The organism is Secundilactobacillus paracollinoides DSM 15502 = JCM 11969, assembly GCF_001311135.1.
GTDB lineage: Bacteria > Bacillota > Bacilli > Lactobacillales > Lactobacillaceae > Secundilactobacillus > Secundilactobacillus paracollinoides.
Window position 1 is genome coordinate 1 of record NZ_BBAG01000003.1, and the last position, 18,282, is coordinate 18,282.

At 47.4% G+C, this 18,282-nt stretch carries 15 protein-coding genes and 3 pseudogenes; 8 read left to right on the top strand and 10 right to left on the bottom strand.

What is annotated here, in order from left to right; genetic code table 11:
- Nucleotides 1-26: 26 nt before the first annotated feature.
- Nucleotides 27-452 (bottom strand): MerR family transcriptional regulator, encoded by a 426-nt coding sequence (locus JCM11969_RS16915; RefSeq protein WP_420864772.1) that lies wholly within the window; start codon nt 450-452, stop codon nt 27-29.
- Between the two features lie 206 nt (nt 453-658).
- Here JCM11969_RS16915 and JCM11969_RS02065 point away from each other — a divergent pair, with 206 nt between their 5' ends.
- From JCM11969_RS02065 to JCM11969_RS19545, 4 genes are all read left to right on the top strand, one after another.
- Nucleotides 659-1,423, top strand: coding sequence for an SGNH/GDSL hydrolase family protein (locus tag JCM11969_RS02065; protein ID WP_054707645.1), 765 nt, complete (start codon nt 659-661; stop codon nt 1,421-1,423).
- A gap of 410 nt (nt 1,424-1,833) precedes the next feature.
- Nucleotides 1,834-2,001, top strand: a complete 168-nt coding sequence (locus JCM11969_RS17515) for a hypothetical protein (protein WP_156319230.1) — start codon at nt 1,834-1,836, stop codon at nt 1,999-2,001.
- A gap of 223 nt (nt 2,002-2,224) precedes the next feature.
- Nucleotides 2,225-2,905, top strand: coding sequence for an SDR family NAD(P)-dependent oxidoreductase (locus JCM11969_RS02070; RefSeq protein WP_225353091.1), 681 nt, complete (start codon nt 2,225-2,227; stop codon nt 2,903-2,905).
- Nucleotides 2,906-2,944: 39 nt separating this feature from the next.
- Nucleotides 2,945-3,073, top strand: a complete 129-nt coding sequence (locus JCM11969_RS19545; RefSeq protein WP_263849984.1) for a hypothetical protein — start codon at nt 2,945-2,947, stop codon at nt 3,071-3,073.
- Nucleotides 3,074-3,092: 19 nt separating this feature from the next.
- Here JCM11969_RS19545 and JCM11969_RS02075 read toward each other — a convergent pair whose 3' ends face one another.
- The 3 genes from JCM11969_RS02075 to JCM11969_RS18495 all read right to left on the bottom strand — a co-directional run bounded on the left by JCM11969_RS02075 (nt 3,093) and on the right by JCM11969_RS18495 (nt 4,845).
- Complete coding sequence (locus JCM11969_RS02075; protein WP_054707649.1) at nt 3,093-3,512, bottom strand: MerR family transcriptional regulator; 420 nt, start codon at nt 3,510-3,512, stop codon at nt 3,093-3,095.
- Nucleotides 3,513-3,566: 54 nt separating this feature from the next.
- The gene (locus tag JCM11969_RS18490; protein WP_225353092.1) at nt 3,567-4,388 is read right to left on the bottom strand and encodes an FAD-binding oxidoreductase; all 822 of its coding nucleotides are present in this window, start codon (nt 4,386-4,388) and stop codon (nt 3,567-3,569) included.
- A gap of 151 nt (nt 4,389-4,539) precedes the next feature.
- Nucleotides 4,540-4,845 (bottom strand): hypothetical protein, encoded by a 306-nt coding sequence (locus JCM11969_RS18495; protein ID WP_225353093.1) that lies wholly within the window; start codon nt 4,843-4,845, stop codon nt 4,540-4,542.
- Nucleotides 4,846-6,095: 1,250 nt separating this feature from the next.
- Between JCM11969_RS18495 and galU the strand changes: the two genes are divergently transcribed.
- A complete protein-coding gene (gene galU / locus JCM11969_RS02085; RefSeq protein ID WP_054707652.1) occupies nt 6,096-7,013 on the top strand; it encodes a UTP--glucose-1-phosphate uridylyltransferase GalU in 918 nt (305 codons plus the stop codon).
- Nucleotides 7,014-7,616: 603 nt separating this feature from the next.
- Here the strand turns inward: galU and JCM11969_RS02090 are convergent.
- Nucleotides 7,617-9,427 (bottom strand): annotated as a pseudogene (locus tag JCM11969_RS02090) (FAD-binding protein).
- A 153-nt stretch (nt 9,428-9,580) separates the two neighbouring features.
- Nucleotides 9,581-9,994, bottom strand: a pseudogene (locus tag JCM11969_RS18500) (NADPH-dependent FMN reductase); the annotation flags it as partial.
- A gap of 117 nt (nt 9,995-10,111) precedes the next feature.
- Here JCM11969_RS18500 and JCM11969_RS02095 point away from each other — a divergent pair.
- The 3 genes from JCM11969_RS02095 (at nt 10,112) to JCM11969_RS02105 (ending at nt 11,815) form a co-directional block, all read left to right on the top strand.
- Nucleotides 10,112-11,023, top strand: coding sequence for a LysR family transcriptional regulator (locus JCM11969_RS02095; RefSeq protein ID WP_054707655.1), 912 nt, complete (start codon nt 10,112-10,114; stop codon nt 11,021-11,023).
- 126 nt (nt 11,024-11,149) lie between these two features.
- The gene (locus JCM11969_RS02100; protein WP_054707657.1) at nt 11,150-11,332 is read left to right on the top strand and encodes a type II toxin-antitoxin system HicA family toxin; all 183 of its coding nucleotides are present in this window, start codon (nt 11,150-11,152) and stop codon (nt 11,330-11,332) included.
- Nucleotides 11,333-11,359: 27 nt separating this feature from the next.
- Entirely contained in the window at nt 11,360-11,815 is a 456-nt protein-coding gene (locus JCM11969_RS02105; protein ID WP_054707660.1) for a type II toxin-antitoxin system HicB family antitoxin, read from the top strand.
- A 153-nt stretch (nt 11,816-11,968) separates the two neighbouring features.
- Here the strand turns inward: JCM11969_RS02105 and lepA are convergent, their stop codons facing one another.
- The 4 genes and pseudogenes from lepA to grpE all read right to left on the bottom strand — a co-directional run bounded on the left by lepA (nt 11,969) and on the right by grpE (nt 18,277).
- Nucleotides 11,969-13,807 (bottom strand): translation elongation factor 4, encoded by a 1,839-nt coding sequence (gene lepA / locus JCM11969_RS02110; protein WP_054707664.1) that lies wholly within the window; start codon nt 13,805-13,807, stop codon nt 11,969-11,971.
- A 548-nt stretch (nt 13,808-14,355) separates the two neighbouring features.
- Nucleotides 14,356-15,519, bottom strand: coding sequence for a molecular chaperone DnaJ (gene dnaJ / locus JCM11969_RS02115; RefSeq protein ID WP_054707667.1), 1,164 nt, complete (start codon nt 15,517-15,519; stop codon nt 14,356-14,358).
- A 208-nt stretch (nt 15,520-15,727) separates the two neighbouring features.
- Nucleotides 15,728-17,591 (bottom strand): annotated as a pseudogene (gene dnaK / locus JCM11969_RS02120) (molecular chaperone DnaK).
- Between the two features lie 38 nt (nt 17,592-17,629).
- Entirely contained in the window at nt 17,630-18,277 is a 648-nt protein-coding gene (gene grpE / locus JCM11969_RS02125) for a nucleotide exchange factor GrpE (protein ID WP_054707669.1), read from the bottom strand.
- Nucleotides 18,278-18,282 lie beyond the last annotated feature (5 nt).

Sequence of the window (18,282 nt, forward strand, 5' to 3'; positions counted from 1 at the left end):
GACCAGAGTTACTTACACTCCGCCCTCTAATCGCCTTGCTTCACACTCTTACCATTTTCCTCCTTATTCAACGTCACCCCACCATCACTCACATCCGCAATCACATCAAATTTTGGATCATTTTCTAGCGGTCCCAAATTCAGCAACGTATTTTCACCATCGTGTGCGATTCGATTGACACGGGTGCTCACAAACATCCTAATGATGTCCACGTTGGCTAACCGTTCCTTCGCCATTTCTGCTGCCTTATTTAAAGTATAGCCATTATCCAGCATCATTTTCAGATACAGAATCGTTGAAATATTTTCGAGATTGTACCGTTTATTTTGACCCTTGCCATGGCTGACCGATTCGATCAACCCGCGCTTTTCCCAATACCGAATCTGGGTCGTACTGGCTTCAGTCACCCGGCTTGTTTCGCCGATTCCCATTGAAATATCAAGATTGCGCATCCGTTTCAAAAAACCGGGGTTATTTTCTTCACCAAACGCCAATTAAGTCACTCCTGTCTCTTTTTCTACAACGAGCATTATAGCATTCTGTTACACGCTGCGCCTATTTGAATACAATCCTTTACTGACAATTTAGTCTTTTTTACACAGTCTGTCAGGTTTTAGGCGTACACTTGACTTAATTTCAGAGAAGCGAGGTTTTGAACATGACAAGACATTCATTTGAAAAGAAACTCGTCCTGCTGGGTGCCGGTATCGTCGCTGCACACTTGATGTCGCGGCCAGTAAAGGCACTCGTGCTGGGGAACGCCCCACAATACCGGCCGGATAAGGTTAAACTAAATCCAGCCTCACCATTATTTGGCAAACGGGTCGGCTACCTTGGCTCGTCCATCACCTATGGCGCAGCAGCGCATGGCGTCTCTTTCGTCGATTATCTGCGGGCGCAGGATGGTGTGATCACCACAAAATCAGCCATCAGCGGCACCACCCTGGCTGGAAACAGCCCTAAAACCTATGTCAGTCGCCTCATTACAGACTTTCCTTTAACGACCGCCTACGACGCGTTTGTCATCCAATTATCAACCAACGACAGTCGCCAAAATTTGGGGTTGGGCATTCTCACCCCCGATGACCAGCGAACTGGCTTTAATCGTAGTACAACCCTTGGCGCAATTGAATTCATCTGCAGCTACATTCAGGACCACTTTGATGCACCGATTATTTTCTATACGTGTCTGCGAAAGACTGATGCAGATTACTCGGCGCTCGTGACCCAACTGTATCATCTACAAGCTAAGTGGCACTTCACCATTCTCGACCTCTGGGCTGATCCAGTGGTAAAGACCCTGACGGCAGCGAGTCCCCTGGCAATGGCGGATGACGCACATCCAACTCAACTGGGCTATCAAACCATTTGGACCCCACTCTTCGAACAGGTATTGACGCGTGTCCTAGCGCCCACAGACTAATTATCAGTCTGCGATGGTTGCTCACACGTAGTATAGCTTCTTTTAAATTGAATTGGAATAATTTATGCCTTTCATAAGCTGTGAAAAGTGTTTCTAAGCATTTCTTTTTTACAATACGTTTTAAACAGTATTTGCTGCTTTTTGTTCATATATCCTGTTTAATCTAAAATAACTTGAAAATTGGTATGTAAATTGGGCTATTTTGTCTTGTTTTTTTCAGAAAAGACTATACATTTTAATTTACTCTGCTATAATAGGCACATCATAATGCTTACCGATTATAGGGGGATTTAAAAATGACTTTAAAAGAGACCTTAACTTACGACGAACAAGTAGCAGTTGCTAAAAATTTGATCAACTAACCCGTTAGTGCTGACGATGCTGCCGCCCACTACGCCACGCTTCAAGCATTGAAGCAAGAATTAGACCAACAAGTTAGCAGTTTAGACATTCGCTTACACCCAGTATCATCAAAGAACCTTGTCAATGCACCCCACTACGAACAATTTGGTGAAGTGCACGAGGACGCTACCGATGACGATCACAGCAACGTCATGATGGGCTTCTTAACAAAATAATGAGTGATACGCAAAAACAGCCAAGAATCCAAATCGTGATTCTTAGCTGTTTTTTGTGCTTTAGTTGTGGGTGACCTATCCTGAAGGATCATGGATTGTCCAGTTTTATACGTCTCGCCCATATGCAGCAACTTTTTTAAAAAATGAGTGTTTTGGGTTTACTTACAGTCGCTCTAACAAACTATACTACCTCTCGTAATCAAAATTCAGGAGGTTTTTAATTATGACAAATGTATGGTTTATTACAGGAAGCGCCCGCGGTTCAGGTCGGGCCATCGCTGAGAAAGCACTGGCAACCGGTGCTAAAGTTGTTGCAACGGCACGGCATACTGATGCCCTAGCTGATCTAGTTAGCCAGTATGGTGACAACCTGTTGCCTTTGCAATTAGACGTGACCGATGAAGATGCTGTTAACAAAGCAATCAAGACTGCTCAGACACACTTTGGCAGCGTTGATGTCCTGGTGAACAACGCTGGTTACGCCCAAATGGCCGCCACCGAGGAAATGAGTACGGCGGACTTCAAAGCCCAGATGGATACTGATTTTTACGGCACCCTATTTACGATTCGTGCCGTACTGCCGATCATGCGGCTACAAAAAGCTGGCCGAATCATTAACATTAGTTCAATTGGTGGCCGGGTCGGCGGTCCTGGCTTGAGCGCTTACCAAAGTGCCAAGTTCGCGGTCAACGGCTTGACTGAAGTCGTTGCCTCGGAAGTGACCCCATTTAACATTCAGGTCACGACTGTTGAACCAGGCGGGATGCGGACTGATTGGGGTGGCAAGTCCATGTCAGCCGTTCAATCAGACGTTTACGCTGAAACAGTTGGCCAGTGGATCAAGCTCGTGCACGACGGCTGGGACGCTGAAAACGACCCAGATCATCCCCGTTATGTGAGTTAACCGGCCAAAGTTGCTGATGCCATTTACACTCTGAGTGAAATGCCAAAAGCACCGACTCACCTCCTCATTGGTAAGGATGCACAAGCCTCTGCCAAACAGCACGCTGAAGCCCTCGCCAAGAGTGATGCCGAAAATGCAGCCCTAACCGAATCAACAGGTAACATGTAAGCACAAAAAAGAAGTCGTCCTATACCCAATTCTGGTATGGAGCGGCTTCTTTTTGCTGTTCAGAAGCGGCTTTAAGTTTCGCCTTCGTCGCAGTGTAGTTATCAATTTTCCATTGAATCAATTGTTTTTTATCGTTTAAAGCAGCAATCTGAGCATCGATCTCCGTCTGCTGATCCGCCAACATCCCCAAACGCTCGTCCAGCGTGTCAGTGCCTTCTTCAGTCAGCGCAATATAGTGCTTAATTTCCTTGATTGACATCCCAATACTGCGAAAAGCCATAATGTAGCGCAACCAGCCCTGCGCATCCTCCGTGAAGACACGCCGGCCGCTGTCGTTTCGAATCACGCCGGGAATCAAGTGAATGTTGTCATAGTAGCGCAACGTATAAGCTGAAATATCAAACTGTTTACAAACGTCCGTCATCGTTAATTCAGGCATCGTTTCACCTCCAATTGTGCTAAGGGTAACACGCAATGGGGTCGAACGCTAGTCCTACCAATTAAATTCTTCATAGTAGTATTTGCTGGCGGCGATCCGCCGCTGCCGCAGCGCCCGAACCCAACTTTGTCCCAGCGCATATGGACCAGAGATCAAAAATGTTGTCCGGTGACCGGTAAATTTCTGAAGCTCCGTTGCCGGTGTAAACCGTCCCGTTTGGACATGAACGGTTAGTGTTGCCCGCGTCGCTGCCCAGTGTTCCAGTTGCGTGACGTAGATCTGATCCGCAGCGGTGTGCACCGTGTAGAACAACGTGATCAGTCGTTCTGGGTGCGCATCGATAATGGCGAGCATGGGCACGATACCAGTTCCACCAGTTGCGAGCACCAGCTGATCGCCATCATTTTGCGTAATAAGCGTGTTGAACCGGCCGTATCCGCCATCAAATTGGATCAATTCCCCCAGTTCAAGTGACTGGATCTGACGTGTGAAATCACCGTCACCGCGAATCGCTAATGTGATGACACCGTCTTCGCCAACCTTGTTGACCACTGAAAACGGGTGTAATTCGCGCAGGCCACGGACGTTAGGGACCTTAATAAAGACATAGTCGCCAGGCTGGATCTTGCGCCATTTCAAATGGCCAACCTTGATTTTAAACTTATAGAAATTATCCTTTAAGGCGCGTTTTTCCACCAAGTGCCCCACTGGTAAAAAGCGGTAATCACGCAATTTCTTAACCAGGTAAGCGACCAGCGTAAAGCCGCTATACAGGTAAAACAATGCCATGTAGCGTGAATACTTGTGATATAGCCGATCAATTCTACGTGAATAAACACAAGCACCACGGCCACGATGTTCAATCGGTGAATCCAAATCGTGAGTTCGTGGTGAAAAACGTGTTCAAGCACCTTCTTCAGCTGAGCGATCACCTTTAAATGTGCAGTGAACCACCCCGCCATAAAGACCAATGAATAGACCATTACACCAATAAAGAGGTCAAACGCCCAGTTACCAGTTAACTGAATCAACCGTGCGAGTGCAAATTTGTCTTATGGATAAAGGCAAGTCCAATCGCAAACAGGCTCAACACCCCGTGAATAAAGTAGATGTTTGGCAACCCGATCAATCGGTCCAGCCACTTTGGGCGAGTACTCAGATAGATTGCCGTCAGGAACCAGACATAGGCGACTGACCCCAGTTGAATGGCCAACGCGTCAGCAGCATTTCTACCGGGTAAGCCCGCAGCCAATGCTTGAATTAGCGGTAACGGGATTACAAAAAGAACGACGACCCAGACGAGGCCAAAAATATAGGGAAATTTCTTTAGCATGGTTATCGCCTTCCTTCTATCATAAGTGTGCCATGACGCGGCACCGTTTTGCTTGTACCTGTCATGATTGAGGAGCGGTCAGCGCTAAAAACGAGTGTCTTGTTTGTCCTGCCTGTTGCCCTTATCCGTGTCATACATACCATCTCTCTTCACTTAGCGACTAAGAGTCATCGCTTCGGTTTTGTTTTGAATACATCCAGCATAACCATTCAAAATTGTCGGTGAAAGAGATGGTAAATAAATTTAATCTGAGAAATTTTAATTGAAGTTGCGGCGTTGTTTGCGCACGTTAAAAATGGGCCTTTCCATTGTTAGGTGATAGTCCGTTGCATTCCGCAATTTGGCACTCCGTGTGGTGGCTCGCGACTGAGCTAACTCGATTTCTGCTGTGCAGCTCTCGAGTGGATCTCAGTCGTCTCGCACATTAGTAACCGACCAGCTTAGCTGACCTATTGTGGAAACGTGTTCCGCAAGCCTGGAACGCTACTGTGTAAGGGACTATTGACTCAAATCCAAGCCCGGGATTTCAGCCAATAGTCCCTTACACTCCGCATTCTGACCGGCTTGCTACACACTCTGGCATCTTCGACACCACAGCTCCGTGCCAAATTGCTGCATTCCACTGACATCGAGCCAACTTTCTATCACTAGTTAAGCATCACAATTGCGTTAAAACTGGTTCGCAGAGAATCCGCCTCGAGTGCAAATAAGGCGATTAACAGCAATGCTTCTCATGAAGTGTCAATCCCCAGTAACGTTTAGGACAACTTATGACGACTTCCTAGCTATGTCGACCACTGCCAGAATTGTAGCGTAGTGGAGCCGTTCGGCATTGCAGGCTCTGTGGTTGTCGGTGATCGTTAGCGGCGGGTCTTTAGTCGGTTACGATCACGGGAGACGTAGAAGATCCTTGAATTTCTGACAAGAAATTCAAGAATTCCGAAGCGTCATTAAAGCGCTACTTTGAATCACTTAACAGTGGAAAGAGCCTAAAAAATCCCCAACGCGTATTTTAGATGACAATTATTTGAATTCTGAGTTTTTTTCATTTTCAAAGGCGATGGTATTAGGGTTTTCACCTTCGCCACCGTTTCAGCATGAAAAATGTTCATTTACGGCTTAGACAACCGCCCTTTTTGGCTGCTTCCCACTGTTCTAGAATAAATGCATTATCAGCGCCGGTACTGTTTCAGTGCCAGCGAGCGACCCATTTAATCGAAATGACACTCTATAAAGAAGGCGCATTCCTCATGAAAAAAATTCGTAAAGCCATTATTCCAGCTGCCGGTCTTGGCACCCGATTTTTACCGGCTACAAAAGCATTAGCAAAAGAAATGTTACCCATCGTCGACAAACCAACCATTCAATTTATTGTTGAAGAAGCTCGGCAAGCGGGGATAGAAGACATTGTCATCGTCATTGGCAAAAATAAACGGTCGATTGAAGACCACTTTGACGCCAATCCAGAGCTTGAAGATGCCCTGTCTGCCAGTCACAAGGATGAGATGCTCGATCTCGTTCGGCAAACAACGGACATGAACCTCTACTTCATCCGCCAATCCCATCCACGTGGTCTGGGCGATGCCGTGCTGACCGCTAAGGATTTCATCGGTAATGAACCCTTTATGGTCATGCTGGGCGATGATTTGAATGAGGGGCAAACGTCACTCACGCAACAACTCATTAAGAGTTATCAAAAAACTGGCGCCTCGACCCTTGGCGTCATGCAGGTTCCTCACGAAGAGACCGCAAAATATGGCGTGATCGATCCGCTCACTAAAGTGGCATCCGATCTTTACCAAGTCAAACGCTTCGTTGAAAAGCCGCAACCCGAAAATGCCCCGTCGGATCTCGCCATTATTGGGCGCTACCTCTTCACACCGGAAATTTTTACCGCGTTAGAACGCACCCCAATTGGCAAGGGAAACGAACTGCAACTCACCGATGCGATCGACCGGTTGAACCAGACTCAGCGCGTGTTTGCCCACCGGTTTGAAGGGCAACGTTACGACGTGGGCAATAAGTTAGGCTGGCTGGAAACCAATATTGCTTATGGATTGCGGCATCCTGAAACACGCGATGGACTCCGCGCCTACCTCAAAACACTGACGCAGCTACTGGATGCAGAAGACGCTGCACGGCCTGACAAACACTCCACCCAGAATTAAAACGCCCAAAACTCAGTGTCAGCGTGCACCATTAATCTCAAAAAGGGACTTTACACTCCGTTAAACGGTTGGGCCCCTTCAAAACCCATTAAGGAGGTGGTGCCACGCCTGGAACCACTTGAAATCATGCTGATCGGCAGGTTTGGCATATAATTGCTAACCACAAACCACCACCCGCATACTGGTCACCGTCGCCGGCTCACTGATGTATGAGCCGAAATCCCAGTGCGTCCATCACTGGGAGCGATGATCACCTGGTTTTCCAAACACCGGTTAGTAACGCCGAACTAATCCGTGACCAGCCACCGGTTATCGACTAGCGGATGTCTCACACGTTTCCCAATTAAACGTGCATCGTCACATTGAGGTGGCCACTCATACAAACAACCTCGCACCACGAAATCGTTGACTACCATCCCATCTTGTTGATAACCTGTGACGCGTTCCGACATATTTTTTGCTCACTTTCCCCGTGTCGAAGCGCTGTTGGTTCCAATTGGTTTCACGGCACTCAAGAAGGTTCCGTTTAATAACACTTGTCAAAACAGCAAAAACCGCTGAGACTAAACGCTCAACGGTTTTTACTGCTCTTTATTTTTATGCTTAAAGCTGTTTCAATGCATCCTTAACCGCGTTCTTAATTGCCCGACTGGACGAGGATGCCCCAGAAACTGCATCCACATCCGCCGTATTCTCAGTCACGATCCGCTGTGGTAACGTACTGAGCGCTTCGGCTGCCACATCGTCACTTTCGTGTTCGCGCGCGATCTCAACGTTGGTGATCGTCCCCGCTTTGGCTGTAACGCGCACGACCACCTGCCCGCCGATACCTTCATTACTCTGACCAAGGTATTGATCTGGGCCAAGGGTGATGCTTGCAAGATCATCACTGGTGGTAATGTCGTTATGGCCGTACTTTGGCAGGGCCGCTTGTAAGGCCACTTTTTCTGTGGTTTTAGCGGTTGCAGCGTTCGTACCGGCAATCTTACCAAAGATCAAACATTCGGCGAGGTTCCCACCCGCTTGATACATATTGGCGTTGATACCGCCCAATTCACCGGCGCTATAGAGGTGCGGAATTGGCGTCCCATCCGCTGCCAGTACTTCTGCGCGCGCATTACGTTGTGGCCCACCTTGTGTATTAAGCACATCATGGTTAACAGCCACTGCATAGTACGGACCGTCTTCCGCAAATGCCCGCATGGTGTCACCCAAACGGCCAAACTTAAAGTCTTCACCTGCAGCGGCGAAGTGATTAAATTGCGCAACCGTTCGTGCCAGAATTGCTGGATCGGCACCGATCTTCGCTGCCAGTTCGGCAATCGTTGGCGCTGAAATCACCTGGTCGTACCAGTCCGTATAGGGGCTTTCATCGTCATGAAGAAGGGCTTCCCACTGTTTAGCATCAAACACAAGGTGTGGATGTTCGTTAGGCCGAACCACGTGCCATTGTCCCTGTTCGTAGACGTGGCCATGCCGATTTTGCTCATCTTCCTTTGTATATCGACTGCCGTCATCCCCAGCCAAGAAAATTGCCCCTGTAAACAGCTTGGTGTAAGTCGGATTAATATAGTGCCGCGTTCGCCTTCAGGGACGGCAAACACCATCCCGTTTAGAATTCCCAGCGCTTCGTAGTTACTCATATGCCAGAATTTGGCGCCAATCTCTTCACCCATCCGAATCCCGTCGCCCTGATTATAGAGGGATCCCAACGGTGTCAGATGAGTGGCACCAAGAAAGTTTTGAACCATATCGCGATTGTTTTCAAACCCGCCAACGGTCAAAACGACCCCGTTGACTGCCCGAATATTTAGCAGTTCGCCGTTTCGTTCAATCTGCGCACCCAGGATCATTTTTGTTTGTGGGTCCTGGATCAAATGCCGTGCTGGTGATGATAACCAAATATCAATACTATCTTTGCGGTCAAGCACTTTTTGCCGCAATAGTTTCCATAGTGAGGCATCGAAAATTCCTTTGTGGACTAAGGTAAAATCAACGGTTTCGTGACCCTTAAATTCTGGGTATTCTGGCAACGTATAGTTGACCAAATGAAGATCTTTTTTCGCAGACACTGGCGTGACACCCAGATCTTGCCTGAGGTATTCTGGCAATTTTGTCATTCCGTGAACGTAGGTTTCCAACATGGCTTCATCGTAATCTTTTGGTGCGTAAAGTGACTTGTAGTAGGCCAGCAATTGGTCATAGTCGGCTCCCGAATTCAACAATTGTGCCGCGTAACGGGTATTACCGCCTTCATGCCCCAATGGCGCAGCATCTACGAGAAGTACCTTTGCGCCAGCATCGGCTGCGAACCGGGCTGCTGTCGCACCAGCACCGCCAAACCCAATAACAAGATTATCGTAAACGGCATCCCATTTTATCGTATCGACGAGATCACCGCCCTGCTGGGTCATTGTTTTGACAAATGAGGTGAAGCTGTTCATGCAAGTCTTCATCCAGTCGACACAACTTGAATCTTTCAAATCGCCGTTTTGGTCAAACGCTTCATGACCATTGGACAACAGGAATTGATGACCAGGCATGACATAGGCATCCACCCCAGGCGCGTCGAGCACTTGTCGCAGGTTCACTTGGGCAAGGTCAGTCCCTTGTTTACCAAGTGAAACACCGACGATCATGACTGGTTTTTGAGCTAACGGATGGACGCTGTAAGACAACCATTCCAACGCACTCTTCAGGGCAGCAGTGACACCGTGATCGTATTCGGGCGCCGAGATAATCACCCCATCGGCTTCACTGATCGTTTTGGCCATATTTAAAACGGCGGCTGGCGTTTCGGTTGTCGATTCGTTAAATAACGGTAGGTCTTTTATTTCTAAAATATCAATGTCGATCTCAGCTGCAAAGTAGCGTTGCATATAGGTTAGTAAAGTTCGATTGTAGGATGTATCGGCATTGGTGCCGACAATGGCTGCAAGTTTCATCGGATTACCCTCTTTGTAATTATTTTCACTAGTCATTATCTAACCGAATGAAAGACTTGTAAAATACCATTTTAAAGATAATAATATTACTGATAAGTAATGGAATATACAAAAAAATTCAGAACTTAACTGTAATAAAAGTGAGGAATGCGTATGAACATCAACCTATTGCCTTTTTTACAAACGATCCAAGAAACGGGTAGTATTTCACAAGCAGCTCGGCAACTATACGTCACACAACCCTACGTCAGCCGACTAATCAAGGAGGCAGAAACCGAGTATCACGTCGCGTTATTGAACCGTGATCAGCACCCATTGACGCTCACCAATGCTGGTCGAACATTGCTGGACTATCTGCGTCAGCAACAACAGCTTCAAGAAAACATGCGTCATGAACTCGCCGATTTTGCTGATAAAAAAGTCGACGCATTAACCATCTGCACCAACTCCTCATTCGGTCACGACTGGTATGCGCAAATTCTCCAACACTTTATCCAAAAACAACCTCACGTCATTTTAAAAACCATTGAGTTGCCCTATCAAGAAGCGGAAAAACAATTTCGGGCGGGGTTGGTCGATCTCGTGATGGATAAACCAATCATTGACCGCAATGTCACCTACCAACACATTCTGGACTTTCCTATCCTGTTGCTTATTCCAGCGAGTTCGCCACTGTATCTGCCGGATATGACTTGGCGTGACTTTCAGACACTCGACTGGAAGGATCTGAATAACCAACCATTCATCAGTGTCAATTCAGGATCCTCGTTTCAACAGATGATCAACGCTAAACTACTGTCCTTAAATCTCACCACCCGGCGCTTTCTAGAGGTGACGAATCTGCAGACAGCAACATTATTGGCATTGAAACAAATCGGACTAACCTTTGCACCGGACCTGGTCATGCAAACATTACCGATGGCGGTTGATACACCTGTAAACATCATCCCTCTACCAAAGGATGTGCTGACTTTTGATTTTGGTATTAACGTGCCTGATCGATTAGTGGGCAGTCCTTTAGTGACTGATTTGATTGCATCGATTAAAACGACCATCGGAATTTAAAAATAATCATTTGACTCATTTGCGTAGTTATAGTTCGCGAGTGAAAAGGCTTGGATTGACCATCCGCTTTTTAATCGTGACGAACACGTATTGCACGTGTTATACTATAACTAAGGAGTGGCGACCATGCCGATGACGCAGAAACAAATGATTAAGCTATTGATGACACACGGATGGCAAAAAACAGTGGGCGGCAAGGGCTCACATGTTAAGATGCAAAAGTCTGGTCAGCGACCGATTATCGTGCCCCATGGTGAGTTAAACAAATATACCGAACATGGCATCAAAAAAGAAGCTGGTTTGTTATAAGCCGATTTTATCGAAAGGACTGATCACATGTTAATGACCTACCCCGCACTATTCTATTTTGACCCAGATGAAAGTGTCCCTTACTTTGTCCACTTCCCCGATTTTCCTAATTCGGCGACACAGGGTAAAACCATCTCTGATGCCATGATGATGGCATCAGACTATCTCGGCATCACCGCTGCGGATATGTTGCAACAAACACACCCTCTGCCAGCACCAACAGACATCAATCAACTCTCACTGATCAACAATAATCCGTTTAAAGATGACCCAGATTTTAAGAACCATTATGATATGACAAAATCATTTATTTCAATGGTAACTGTTGATTTATCTTCTTATTTAGCTGCCGACAAACCCATAAAAAAAACACTCACGATTCCAAACTGGGCTGACAAACTCGGTAAGAAACTTAAACTCAACTTTTCTCAAACATTGACCGATGCGATTACTGATATTTCATTGAAGTCAGGCAATCGATAACAGAAAAAACACCCCTTAGTCTGATGACTTTGGGGTGTTTTTTAATGATGTCATGTTTAATTGGCTTTACGATTTTATCGCCTATTTTGAGTTCAATGTTGGATAACGGTAGGATACAGGCAGGATAACCGCAAGGTACCTCATTATGAATGCCTATTTACCGCCATTATCTTCCTCATCTGTCTGCAAAACAGCCATGAACGCTTCCTGAGGGACGTCCACTGTTCCAACCGACTTCATCCGTTCCTTACCACGTCTCTGCTTGTCCAACAGCTTAGCACGCCGGTCCGGATCACCCGTATGAATCTTAGCAGTAACGTCCTTCCGGTAGGCTCGAATATTAGTCCGAACAATAATTTTCGCGCCAATCGCGGCTTGAATTGGAATCTCGAAGTTTTGTCGAGGAATGATACCCTTTAACTTGGTGACGATGTCACGCCCCCGCTTTTCAGCAAAAGTTCGGTGAGAAATAAAACTCAGCGCATCGACCTTGTCGCCATTTAACAGGATGTCAATTTTAACCAAGTCACTTTGTTGGTAGTCGTCTAGTTCGTAATCAAGAGAGGCGTACCCCTTAGTGCTAGATTTAAGCTTATCAAAGAAATCAAAGATAATTTCTGATAGCGGCATCTCGTATTCAACGTTGACCCGATAATCATCCAAGTATTCCATGGTGATAAACTGACCCCGGCGCCGCTGACACAGTTCCATGACTGGACCAACATAGTCGTTTGGCGTCATAATCGTTGCTTTAACGTATGGTTCTTCAATGTTCCTAATTTCCGAAACTTCTGGCATCTCAGATGGGTTTTCAACTTCTTTTTGCGTCCCATCCGTCAGGTTCGCATGGTAGGTAACCGATGGCGCCGTTGTGATCAGATCAAGATTAAACTCACGCTCCAACCGTTCCTGAACCACGTCCATGTGCAGCATGCCCAAGAAACCGGCCCGGAAACCAAATCCCAACGCCTGTGACGTTTCAGGTTCAAACTCCAGGGCAGCATCGTTCAACTTTAATTTTTCCAAGGCTTCCCGCAGGTCGCCGTACTTGGCATTATCCGTTGGGTAGAGTCCGGCATAAACCATGGGCGCCATTTCACGGTAACCTGGCAGAGCTTCCTTAGCAGGATCAGCCGCGCCGGTCACCGTATCACCAACACGGGTGTCGGTAATGTCCTTGATGCTGGCTGTAATGTACCCAACTTCGCCGGCCATCAGCATATCACGTTTGATGGGATCTGGTGAGTTCACGCCAACTTCAGTGACTTCATATTCAGACCCACTGTTCATCAATTTAATTTTATCGCCAGGTTTGACGGTGCCTTCAAACACCCGGACACTCAGCACAACACCACGATAGTCATCATAGATTGAGTCAAAAACCAACGCCCGCAACGGCGCGGTCAAATCGCCATCTGGGGCCGGCACCTTGTGCACGATCTGTTCCAGTAATTCTTGAATACCGATACCCTGCTTCGCACTTGCTAACACAGCATCCGACGCATCGATACCGATCACGTCTTCAACTTCTTTGCGCACCCGCTCCGGGTCGGCTGATGGCAAATCAATTTTATTGATCACGGGGAGAATTTCCAGGTCGTCATCCAGCGCCAAATAAACGTTCGCTAGTGTCTGGGCTTCAACCCCCTGGGCAGCATCGACAACCAAAACGGCACCTTCGCACGCCGCCAAACTCCGTGAAACTTCATAGGAAAAATCCACGTGCCCTGGGGTGTCGATCAAATGAAATTCATAGGTGTGGCCGTCCTCGGCCTTATACTGCAATTCCACGGCGTTCAGCTTGATCGTGATGCCACGTTCCCGTTCAAGATCCATGTTATCCAGCAATTGATCTTGCATGTCGCGCTTCGCAACAGTATCCGTCAGTTCCAAAATCCGGTCCGCAAGCGTTGATTTACCATGATCAATGTGCGCCACGATGGAAAAGTTCCGGATGTACTGTTGGTGCTCCTTCATTTGTTCAAGATCCATATTCGTTAAGTCCCTACTTTCTCAGTTAAGCTCGTTTCGTTAATCAGTCTATTATACCAAGTTACTAGGGCGTTAGACAAATGTTTTCCACTTGTTGTGTTTAATGTGTTTTTGGGTGGTTTGCGACCTGAACGAACCGATTTCATGATGGACGCTCTTGCCATTCTGCATTGTTCTTACGCCCTTTTCCTGTATCAATAAAGAGACCTCAGGCTAAAGTCCTAACGTGGATTTTGGTCTGGGGTCTCTTGTTGTGAGCTAGTTATTTTGGATCGTACGTCGAATTTTGGCTCGATTAGTCAAGACTTTTGATAGCTTTATTGGCTACCGTGCGGAAGCGCGTTTCGGAAAACTGAGGGCTCCTGCCTAAGCAACTCTGACAAAAATGCCAAAATCCAGGCATTTCTGTGGTTCTCTGTCCTCGAGCCTAAACGCGTTTCGGAAAACAGAAAGCTGCATGTAAGCCAACTCTGACAGAAATGCCAGGTTCGGGCATTTCTGTCAGAGTTGGCTTACACTCCGCTTCCTACCGTTTTCCTTCACGCTCTCTAATTATCAAACGCATCCCGCATCTTATCAAAGAAGCTGCCCTTCTTACCCGATACGGGCTTGTCGCCGCTAGCTTCACCGAAGGCCTGCAACGCGACCTTTTGGTTCTTGTTGAGGTTCTTTGGCGTTACGATACGGACGGTCACCCGCTCGTCACCGTTGCCGTTTCCGCGAAGACGTGGGGCACCCTTGCCCTTTAAGCGGAAGATCGAACCCGTTTGTGTTCCGGCTGGCACCTTCATTTTGACGTCGCCATGAACAGTCTGAACATTGATTTCGTCACCTAAAGCAGCCTGAACGAAGCTAATATCCTTGTTCAGGTAAATATCGGCGCCGTCACGTGTGTAGACCTTGCTTGGGGCCACTTCAAAGACAATGAACAAATCACCGTAAGGGCCGCCGTTTGAACCGGCTTCCCCTTGGCCTTGTAACCGCATTTGTTGGCCATCGTCAACGCCGGCTGGGACGTTGACTTCAACTTCGTGACGTTCTTCTTCACGACCAGAACCGCCACAGGTTGGGCATTTTTCTTTGATTTCTTTACCAGTCCCATGACATACGGGGCAGACCTGTTGACTGCGCATCCGGCCAAGTGGTGTATTTGTTTCACTGACCACGTAGCCTGAACCACCACAGTTATGACACGTTTCTGGGTGTGTACCAGGCTTTGCGCCGGTCCCGCCACAGGTGTGACATTGCGCCTCACGACTGTACTTGATCTTGGTCTTCTTGCCAAAGATGGCCTCTTCAAATTTAAGGTTCATCTGGTACTGCAGATCACGACCGGCTTGAGGCGCGTTCGGGTTTTGCGAACGACCGCCACCGCCGCCACCAAAGAATTGGCTGAAGATGTCTTCGAAACCGCCACCGGCACCGCCGCCGAAACCGCCGAAATCACCAAAGCCGCCGCCAGCACCACCAGCACCGCCGCCAAACCCGCTTGGGCCGTCAGCAGAACCGTATTGGTCATAGTTGGCTTTCTTCTGGTCGTTACTTAAGACTTCATAGGCCTCTGTAATTTTCTTAAACTTCTCTTCAGCACCAGGTTCCTTATTGATATCTGGATGGTACTTCTTTGAGAGTTTCCGGTAGGCTTTCTTGATCTCATCTTGGGAAGCATCCCTGCTGACCCCAAGCGTTTCATAATAATCCTTGTCAGCCATTAATTATCCTCCAATTACGCGTTTCATTTTTAAGGTATTGTTGTTCCCGTCCACGTTATTTCATAACACCTCAATATACCATATTCTGAGGGTGAGGCCAACTGGAACAACATCATTTGCAATGAAACAAAAAGCCAAAGCCCACTTTCGAGCCTTGGCTTTTTGCCAGCTTGTTTAAACGAGCCTACTTCTTGTCGTCATCATTAACTTATGAGAAGTCACCGTCAAAGGTCTTGCCATCACCCTTGTCATCTGACTTGGATGAATCAGCATCTGAGCCGGCGTTAGCGCCATCAGCACCTGCAGCTGCGCCATCAGCAGAACCCTGTTCTTGTTGGGCTTGTTGATACAGCTTGACTGAAAGGTCTTGAACGATCTTGTTCAAATCATCCTTCTTCATCTTCATTTCTTCGACGTTGTTATCTTCTTGGGCCTTCTTCAGGGCGTCACGAGCGTCCTTAGCCTTTTGAATTTCGTCGTCTGAAACTTTGCCCTTCACTTCGTCCAAGGTCTTATCAACCGTGAACAAGAGTTGGTCGACTTCGTTCTTTAAGTCAGCCTCTTCCTTACGAGCTTTATCAGCTTCTTCGTTTTCTTGAGCTTCCTTCATCATCTTATCGATTTCATCGTCTGATAAGCCGCCTGAACTCTTGATGGTGATCTTTTGTTCCTTACCAGTGCCCTTGTCCTTAGCGGAAACGTTAACGATCCCGTTACGGTCAATATCAAAGGTCACTTCGATTTGAGGCACCCCACGAGGTGCAGCTGGAATGTCAGTTAATTGGAAGTTACCCAGTGTCTTGTTGTCAGCAGCCATTGGCCGTTCACCTTGCAGCACGTGAATATCAACGGCTGGTTGGTTGTCGGCAGCAGTACTGAAGACTTGTGACTTGCTGGTAGGAATCGTGGTGTTCCGGTCGATCAGCTTAGTGAACACACCGCCCATGGTTTCGATACCCAGTGATAATGGGGTAACATCCAAAAGCACAACATCCTTAACGTCACCGGTTAAGACACCACCTTGAACAGCGGCCCCTAAAGCAACGGCTTCATCAGTTGATCGAGTGGCTTGGTTCCTTACCAGTCCACTTCTTAACAGCTTCCTGAACGGCTGGAATCCGAGTTGACCCACCGTTTAAGATGACAACGTCGATGTCGCTGGCTGATAAGTCAGCATCCTTCAAGGCGTTTTCAACTGGGATCCGCGTCTTTTCAACGAGGTCAGCAGTGAGCTCGTTAAACTTAGCACGGGTCAAAGTTTCTTCCAAATGCAATGGGCCGTTGTCGCCAGCAGAGATAAATGGCAGGCTGATTGAAGCTTCAGTAACACCTGACAAGTCCTTCTTAGCCTTTTCAGCAGCTTCTTTTAACCGTTGCATGGCCATCTTGTCCTGTGATAGATCGATGCCGTTTGCTTGTTTGAACTGGGCAATTAACCAGTCCATGATCTTCTTATCGAAGTCATCACCACCAAGGTGCGTATCACCGTTGGTAGAAAGCACATCGAACACACCGTCACCTAAGTCAAGGACGGAAACATCAAAGGTCCCACCACCAAGGTCATAAACCAAGATCTTTTCGTCAGCATCCTGCTTGTCCAAGCCGTATGCTAATGAAGAAGCAGTTGGTTCGTTGATGATCCGCTTAACATCTAAGCCAGCAATCTTACCAGCATCCTTAGTTGCTTGACGTTGTGAATCGTCAAAGTAAGCAGGCACCGTAATGACAGCCTGGGTCACCGTGTCGCCAATGTAGTCTTCAGCAAAGCCCTTGATGTATTGCAGGATGAATGCTGAGATTTCTTGTGGAGTGTAGTCCTTGCCGTCGATGCTGACCTTGTAGCCGGCTTCGCCCATGTGGCTCTTGATTGAAGAAACCGTGTTAGGGTTTGTGATTGCTTGCCGCTTGGCAACTTCACCAACCTGTGGCTTGCCGTCTTTAAAAGCAACAACTGAAGGTGTCGTCCGACCGCCTTCTGGGTTTGGAATGATTTTTGGTTCGTTACCTTCAAGAACAGCAACAGCTGAGTTCGTCGTCCCTAAATCGATACCGATAATTTTATTACTTGCCATTTATGCAATACCTTCTTATTTTAATTTAGTTCAAAATGTTATTGTGATACAACAACCATCGCTGGCCGTAAGACACGGTCCTTAAGCTGATAGCCCTTTTGCAGGACTTGAACAACGTGATCCTTATGATCATCGTCTTCAGCCGGCACCGTTTGAACGGCCTGATGAATGTTTGGATCAAATTTCTCGCCAGCTGCCTTGATCTCGGTGACACCGTTGTTGGTCAATGCATCCAGTAAGTGTTTTTGAACCATTTCAATGCCTTTTTTCAATGATTCGCCCTGTTCGCCGTCAACCTGCGTTTGCAAGGCACGTTCCAGGTTATCCAAGGCCGGTAGCACATCGTGTGCCAACTGCTGCCCATCATACTTGATGAGGGCAGCCTGGTCCTTCTTGTTACGGCTTTGAATATTTTGAATCTCGGCCTGTGAACGTAAATTACGATCGTTTAAATCAGCAACTTGCTTCTGCAGATCGGCAATTTTACGCTGGGCCTCTTGAAGCGGATCGTCAGCCTGAGCATCCTGATCAGTTGCCGCTTGGCCCTGGTCAGCTGCATTTGGTTCAGTTGCGTCAGTCTTTGAATCCTGTTGTGCGTCAGCCGCCGTGGTTTGGTCGGCCTTCGTTGCATCAGTCTCGTCAGCCTGAGCTGAATCTTCTGGCTTGTTTGCTTCATTTTTAGCCACTCATA

Excerpts from the sequence above, each read along its gene's own strand:
- JCM11969_RS02105 (WP_054707660.1), top strand. The coding sequence starts at position 11,360 with ATGTTAATGACCTACCCCGCACTATTCTATTTTGACCCAGATGAAAGT.
- JCM11969_RS02065 (WP_054707645.1), top strand. The coding sequence starts at position 659 with ATGACAAGACATTCATTTGAAAAGAAACTCGTCCTGCTGGGTGCCGGT.
- lepA (WP_054707664.1), bottom strand. The coding sequence starts at position 13,807 with ATGGATCTTGAACAAATGAAGGAGCACCAACAGTACATCCGGAACTTT.
- galU (WP_054707652.1), top strand. The coding sequence starts at position 6,096 with ATGAAAAAAATTCGTAAAGCCATTATTCCAGCTGCCGGTCTTGGCACC.
- JCM11969_RS02100 (WP_054707657.1), top strand. The coding sequence starts at position 11,150 with ATGCCGATGACGCAGAAACAAATGATTAAGCTATTGATGACACACGGA.
- JCM11969_RS19545 (WP_263849984.1), top strand. The coding sequence starts at position 2,945 with ATGCCAAAAGCACCGACTCACCTCCTCATTGGTAAGGATGCACAAGCC.
- JCM11969_RS02095 (WP_054707655.1), top strand. The coding sequence starts at position 10,112 with ATGAACATCAACCTATTGCCTTTTTTACAAACGATCCAAGAAACGGGT.
- JCM11969_RS02070 (WP_225353091.1), top strand. The coding sequence starts at position 2,225 with ATGACAAATGTATGGTTTATTACAGGAAGCGCCCGCGGTTCAGGTCGG.
- JCM11969_RS18495 (WP_225353093.1), bottom strand. The coding sequence starts at position 4,845 with ATGCTAAAGAAATTTCCCTATATTTTTGGCCTCGTCTGGGTCGTCGTT.
- JCM11969_RS16915 (WP_420864772.1), bottom strand. The coding sequence starts at position 452 with ATGCGCAATCTTGATATTTCAATGGGAATCGGCGAAACAAGCCGGGTG.
- JCM11969_RS02075 (WP_054707649.1), bottom strand. The coding sequence starts at position 3,512 with ATGCCTGAATTAACGATGACGGACGTTTGTAAACAGTTTGATATTTCA.
- dnaJ (WP_054707667.1), bottom strand. The coding sequence starts at position 15,519 with ATGGCTGACAAGGATTATTATGAAACGCTTGGGGTCAGCAGGGATGCT.